The following is a 5,330-nucleotide window of genomic DNA, read 5'->3' on the forward strand; positions in this document are numbered from 1 at the left end:
GTCCGGGTCTTCGTGGCTCGCCTGCGGTGGCCGGGGTCGCCTGCGACCCGGGACGGGGCGTAGTCACGCGGGCCACCCGGCACTGCCGTGGAACGGAAGCGGCTCGGGCACTTCCCGACCCGGAGGAGTAGCCATGCTGAGCGACAGCAAGGTCACCGCCAACGTTCCCGTCTCGGACCTCGACCGGGCGCGACGCTTCTACGCCGACATGCTCGGCCTTCGGCAGCGTCGCCGACGAGGTGCGTGAGCTGAAGGCGAAGGGCGTGGCGTTCGAGCACTACGACATGCCCGGCGTGACGTGGGACGACGACGTCGCCACGCTGGCGGGGATGGGCCGCGCCGCCTGGTTCAAGGACGGCGAGGGCAACATCATGTGCCTCGACGACGCGAGCGCCGGCTGACCTTCGGCCCTTGCCGGGGGCCTTTGGACCCTGCCCGGCCGCCGGCGCCCGCAGGACCATCCAAGGAGACCCACCCGGCGGAAGGCAGGTGCGGGCATGGCCGCGCTCTCATCCACTCCTGACCTGCAGACGTCCGAGGCGTCGGCGCAGGATGCGTCGCCCGAGCGGGCGAAGATGAAGAAGAAGCAGTACGAGAAGGACATGCGGCGGCTGCAGGGTGAGCTGGTGGCCCTGCAGGAGTGGGTCAGGTCCACGGGCGCCAGGATCTGCATCGTCTTCGAGGGCCTGGACTCGGCGGGCAAGGGTGGGACCATCCGGCGGATCACCGAGCGCACGAGCCCCCGGGTGTTCAAGCACGTCGCGGTGCCTGCCCCGACCGAGCGTGAGAGATCGCAGATGTACATCCAGCGCTACATCGCGCACTTCCCCTCGGCCGGGGAGGTCGTGGTGTTCGACCGCAGCTGGTACAACCGCGCCGGCGTCGAGCCGGTGATGGGCTACTGCACCCCGGAGCAGACCGAACGGTTCCTCGAGCAGGTGCCTGCGGTGGAGAAGGCGATGGTCGACAGCGGCATGTTCCTGGTCAAGTACTGGCTCAACGTCAGTGTCGACGAGCAGACCCGACGGCTCGAGAACCGCATCGAGGACCCCCGGAAGGTCTGGAAGCTCTCGCCCACCGACCTGGCCTCCTACCACCGCCACTTCGACTACTGCCGGGCCCGGGACGCGATGCTGGCCGCCACCGACACGGAGTGGGCGCCGTGGTTCGTCGCCGACAACAACGACAAGAAGCGCGGCCGGCTCAACATCATCTCGCACCTGCTCGACCAGATCCCGTACGAGCCGCTGCCTGCCCAGGAGGTGGTGATGCCTCATAAGCCCAGGAGTCGCGGCTACGTCGAGCCGGAGCTGGCCCTGCACCACGTCCCGGCGCGCTTCTGAGGCGACCGCTCAGCTCACTGGAGCGCCGACGTGAGCCGCATGACGTTGTCGATGTAGCGGTCCTTCAGGGGGATGTTCGTCCACTCGCCGAGGGTCAGCTCGCGGGAGATGGAGCGGTAGTGGTCCTCGACCTCGCGGATCTCCCGCACGAAGTCGCCGCCGAAGCACATGGTCGAGACCTCGAAGTTGAGCCCGAACGAGCGCATGTCCATGTTGCTGGATCCGATGACCGCGACGTCGTCGTCGACCGAGAAGTGCTTCGAGTGCAGGATGTACGGCGGGGGGTACAGCCAGATGCGCACGCCGGCCTCGAGCAGCACCTGGTAGTAGGACCGCTGAGCGTGGTAGACCATGAACTGGTCGCCGGCCTCGGAGACGAACAGCTCGGTCTCCACGCCCCGCTGGGCCGCGGTCGTGATGGCGTACAGCAACGACTCGTCGGGCACGAAGTAGGGGCTGGTGATCGACAGCCGGTGCTGCGCTCCGTAGATCATGGTGTTGAACAACCTGAGGTTGTTCTCGTGCGAGAAGCCGGGGCCGCTCGGCACCACCTGGCAGGCAACCCCTGCTGAGTGGGTGACCTCCTCCTGCGCGAACTCGTCCTGGTCCAGGATCTCGTGCGTCTCGACGTACCAGTCGGTGGCGAAGACCACGTTGAGCTTCGTCACCGTGGGGCCGGTCAGCCGGACCGTGCACTCTCGCCACTCCCGGCCGGCCTGGTGGTTCTTGGGCTTGTTGTAGCCCGGCTCGACGAGGTTCTGTGATCCGGTCATCGCGACGAGCCCGTCGACCACCAGGATCTTGCGGTGGTTGCGAAGATCCGGCCGACGCCACCGGCCCTTGAGAGGCATGATCGGCAGCATCGGGTGCCACAGGAAGCCTGCCTCGTCGAACTTGGGCTTCATCTCCTTGTAGCCGGGGATGCCGCGCGTGGCGACGTGGTCGAACAGCACGCGCACCGTGACCCCGCGCTCCACCGCACGGGCGCAGGCCTCGAAGAACGGACCCGTCACGTCGTCCCACGCCATGATGAAGTACTCGACGTTGACGAACTTCTGCGCCTTGTCGACCTCGGTGGTCATCGCGGCGATCGACTCCCCGTAGTCGGTGAAGAGCTCTGCCTCATTTCCCCAGGTGCAGGGCAGGGTGCCCAGGCTCTGGCTCATCGTGATGGCCGTGCGCAGCCACTTCGGCTCGACGTCCGCGGTCTGCGGTGCGACGACCGTGGCGAACCGCTCGTGGACGAACGCGTTGACCTCTCGGTGGATCCGGCGTCGACCCCGATCCACCGTCGTGCTCCCCAGGGCGAAGAAGAGCAGCAGTCCCAGGAAGGGGATGAGGTACACCAGCAGCAACCACGCCATCGCGGACGAGGGCCGCCGGTTCTGCGGGATGAACCCCAGGGCCGCGACCTTGATGGCCAGGTCGAGCAGCACGGCCGCGAGCGTGACCCACAGCGGCGCACTGGAGTTGGCTGTCAGCATGCTGATCGGGCTTCTCCTCGGAATGGGCGGCCGCTCCGGCCGGTGCGACGTCCCGTGGCCGATCGAAGCAGTCCGGTCTGCCACGTCGCGTCACCCGTCGTGGAACGTCACCCGGGGGAATCCGGAGCCGCCGCCGTGGCGGCAGGCACGTCACGGCCCTCGTGTTCGCGGCGGTGGCCGCCGCCTGGATGCCCAGGGGCAAGGCCGATGCCGCCCACATGCACCTGCACTGACCCGCGGCACCGCGTCCGGTCAACGAGGCAGCTCGCGGACGCGGTGCGCAAGGGCCTCCGCCACGGCGGCCGCCTCATGGCGCCGGTCGCTCCAGTCGTCCAGGACCTCGCCCCGATAGGCCCGTGCGGCGAGCCGGAGCGTCTCGGCCTGTCCGCTGGTGAGAGCGGGAACCACGTGGGAGGCCGCCTCGTCCTTCGCGACGATGCGTCCCGTCTGCAGGGTGTGGAGCATCCTGGCCAGCGTCAGCAGGACGTTGCGCTCGTCGCCGACGAGGTCGTCGAGCAGCTCGGGCAGGGCGTCCAGCTGCGATCGCCTGAGGTCTGCTGTCGGCACCGGGTCGATGAGTCCGTCGAGCGCAGGCCCGCACAGCACCACCGAGTGCTGCCTGGCGGAGGTGAGCAGGACGGGGAGGTTCGGGTCGATCTCGCGTCCAGGTAGCGCGCCGGCCTCGTAGTCGTCTCGCAACCACTCGCCGTACAGGAAGTCGCAGGTGGCGGGGTAGCGCCACGGCTCGATGTCGTCCAGGACGAGCGACGTCAGCTCGATCGGACGGCCGGGACGCACGGTGGCGCGACGTCCCGAGCAGCGCAGCAGGTCGTCGACCAGGTGCCGGCGCTCGTCGGTGCCGAGCGACCGGCGAGTCACCAGCAGGACGTCGAGGTCGCTGTCCGGACGGAGTCCTCCATCGCAGTAGGAGCCTGTCAGGTAGAGGGCGACGGGATCGCCAGGCGCATCCCGCACGATGCGTCGGTGCAGCTCGGCCACCACTGGTTCCATGCTCGAAGTGTGGCGTCACCCCTCCGGACGGACAGCGGCGGCCTGCCCTCTCAGGGCGAGTGGACCCAGGTGGCCACGCCCTCGTCCAGGGCGAGCGTGGCGTCGGCCTCGGCCGCGGCCTCGAGGTCGTGGGTGGCGAGGACGACCGAGGCGCCGCGCGCGGCCTCCTCCCGCAGGGCCGCGATCATGAGCTCCCGGTTGTCGGCGTCCAGGTCGCTGGTCGACTCGTCGGCGAGCAGCACCGCCGGGCGCAGGGCGAAGGCCCTCGCCAGCGCCACCCGCTGCTGCTGGCCGCCGGAGAGCTGGTCGACGAGATGCCGGCCGGACCCGGCCAGGCCGACCCGCGAGAGCGAGTCGTCGATGCGGCGCAACGCCTCGCGGACCGGAACCCCGAGCCCGAGCAGCGGCACCAGCAGGCTCTCCTCGGCGGACAGGGCGCCGCCCAGGCCGTTGCGCTGCGGGACGAGGACGACCCCGGCCGTGGCCGCGCCCTCCCGGTCRTCCAGCCGGGCGCCGTCGACGTGGACCGTGCCGGTCACCGAGGCCGCGGCGGGACGGAGGGCACCCGCCAGGGCCCACAGCAGGGAGGACTTGCCGGCGCCCGACGGACCGGTCACCGACAGCATCCGCCCCGCGGGGACCCGCAGGTCCAGCGGATGCACGGCGACGGTCTCGCCGTAGGCGACGCTCAGGCCGACCGCTTGCAGCTCGCTCATGGTCGCTGCGCCCGGAGCTCGTAGTGGTCGCCGACCTCGTGGAGCCTGACCAGCGTCCCCGGCGGCAACCGGTCGCGGGCATGGCCCGGCAGCGGCAGGAACCCGTCGGCGGTCACGACGGCGTACTCCTCGCCGCTGCGACCCTCGCCGCCGATCCGGCCGTCGCGGATCGTGACCGTGCGCGGCAGCACCCGGGCGACGGCGGGGTCGTGGGTGACCAGGACGACGGTCGTGCCGTAGGTGCGGTTGACCCGGGCGAGCGCTGCCAGGACCCGGTCACGCGCGGCATGGTCGAGCTGGCTGGTGGGCTCGTCGCACAGCAGGAGGCCGGGGCGGGTGGAGATCGCGACGGCGACCGCGGCCAGCTGGAGGTCGCCGGGCGTCAGCTCGCTCAGCGGCCGATCGGCATGGTCGGCGAGCCCGATCTCGTCGAGCACCTCGCCCGGGTCGCTCAGGGGCCGCCCGGCCCGCCGTGCCGGGTGCTGGGCGAATCGGACGTTGTCGTCGGGCGTGGTGTCGGGCAGCAGGTTGCGCCCCGCGCCCTGCACCATCAGGCCGATCTCGGTCGCGCGCAACCGGTCGAGGTCGCGCGGCGGTGCGGCGGACACGTCCGTGTCGCCCACGAGGACGATGCCGGCGCTCGGCCGCAGGACGCCGGCCAGCAGGTTCATCAGGGTCGACTTGCCCGACCCGGACGGTCCCAGCAGGCCGACCATCTCGCCGGCCGCGACGTCCAGGTCGACGCCGGAGAGCGCGGCGACGTCGCGCTCCTCGAC

Annotated in this window: 6 protein-coding genes; 2 read left to right on the forward strand and 4 right to left on the reverse strand. The window is 70.6% G+C overall.

Annotated features, from left to right (window positions below):
• Positions 1-263: 263 nt before the first annotated feature.
• The gene (locus tag ACXJKL_RS13630; protein WP_457207583.1) at positions 264-401 is read left to right on the forward strand and encodes a hypothetical protein; all 138 of its coding nucleotides are present in this window, start codon (positions 264-266) and stop codon (positions 399-401) included.
• Positions 402-497: 96 nt separating this feature from the next.
• Positions 498-1,343: a polyphosphate kinase 2 gene (gene ppk2, locus ACXJKL_RS13635; protein ID WP_457207584.1), complete on the forward strand. Its 846-nt coding sequence runs from the start codon at positions 498-500 to the stop codon at positions 1,341-1,343.
• 14 nt (positions 1,344-1,357) lie between these two features.
• Here ppk2 and cls read toward each other — a convergent pair whose 3' ends face one another.
• From cls to ACXJKL_RS13655, 4 genes are all read right to left on the reverse strand, one after another.
• The gene (gene cls / locus ACXJKL_RS13640) at positions 1,358-2,827 is read right to left on the reverse strand and encodes a cardiolipin synthase (protein ID WP_457207585.1); all 1,470 of its coding nucleotides are present in this window, start codon (positions 2,825-2,827) and stop codon (positions 1,358-1,360) included.
• A 252-nt stretch (positions 2,828-3,079) separates the two neighbouring features.
• Positions 3,080-3,838: an aminoglycoside adenylyltransferase domain-containing protein gene (locus ACXJKL_RS13645; protein WP_457207586.1), complete on the reverse strand. Its 759-nt coding sequence runs from the start codon at positions 3,836-3,838 to the stop codon at positions 3,080-3,082.
• A 50-nt stretch (positions 3,839-3,888) separates the two neighbouring features.
• Positions 3,889-4,554 carry an ATP-binding cassette domain-containing protein gene (locus ACXJKL_RS13650; protein WP_457207587.1) on the reverse strand — a complete coding sequence of 222 codons (666 nt, stop codon included), beginning with the start codon at positions 4,552-4,554 and terminating at the stop codon, positions 3,889-3,891.
• Positions 4,551-5,330 (reverse strand): ABC transporter ATP-binding protein (locus ACXJKL_RS13655; RefSeq protein WP_457207588.1); only part of this gene is annotated, 780 nt, incomplete at its 5' end. The genes ACXJKL_RS13650 and ACXJKL_RS13655, both read right to left, overlap by 4 nt.

It is taken from the genome of Nocardioides sp. P5_C9_2, assembly GCF_054049555.1.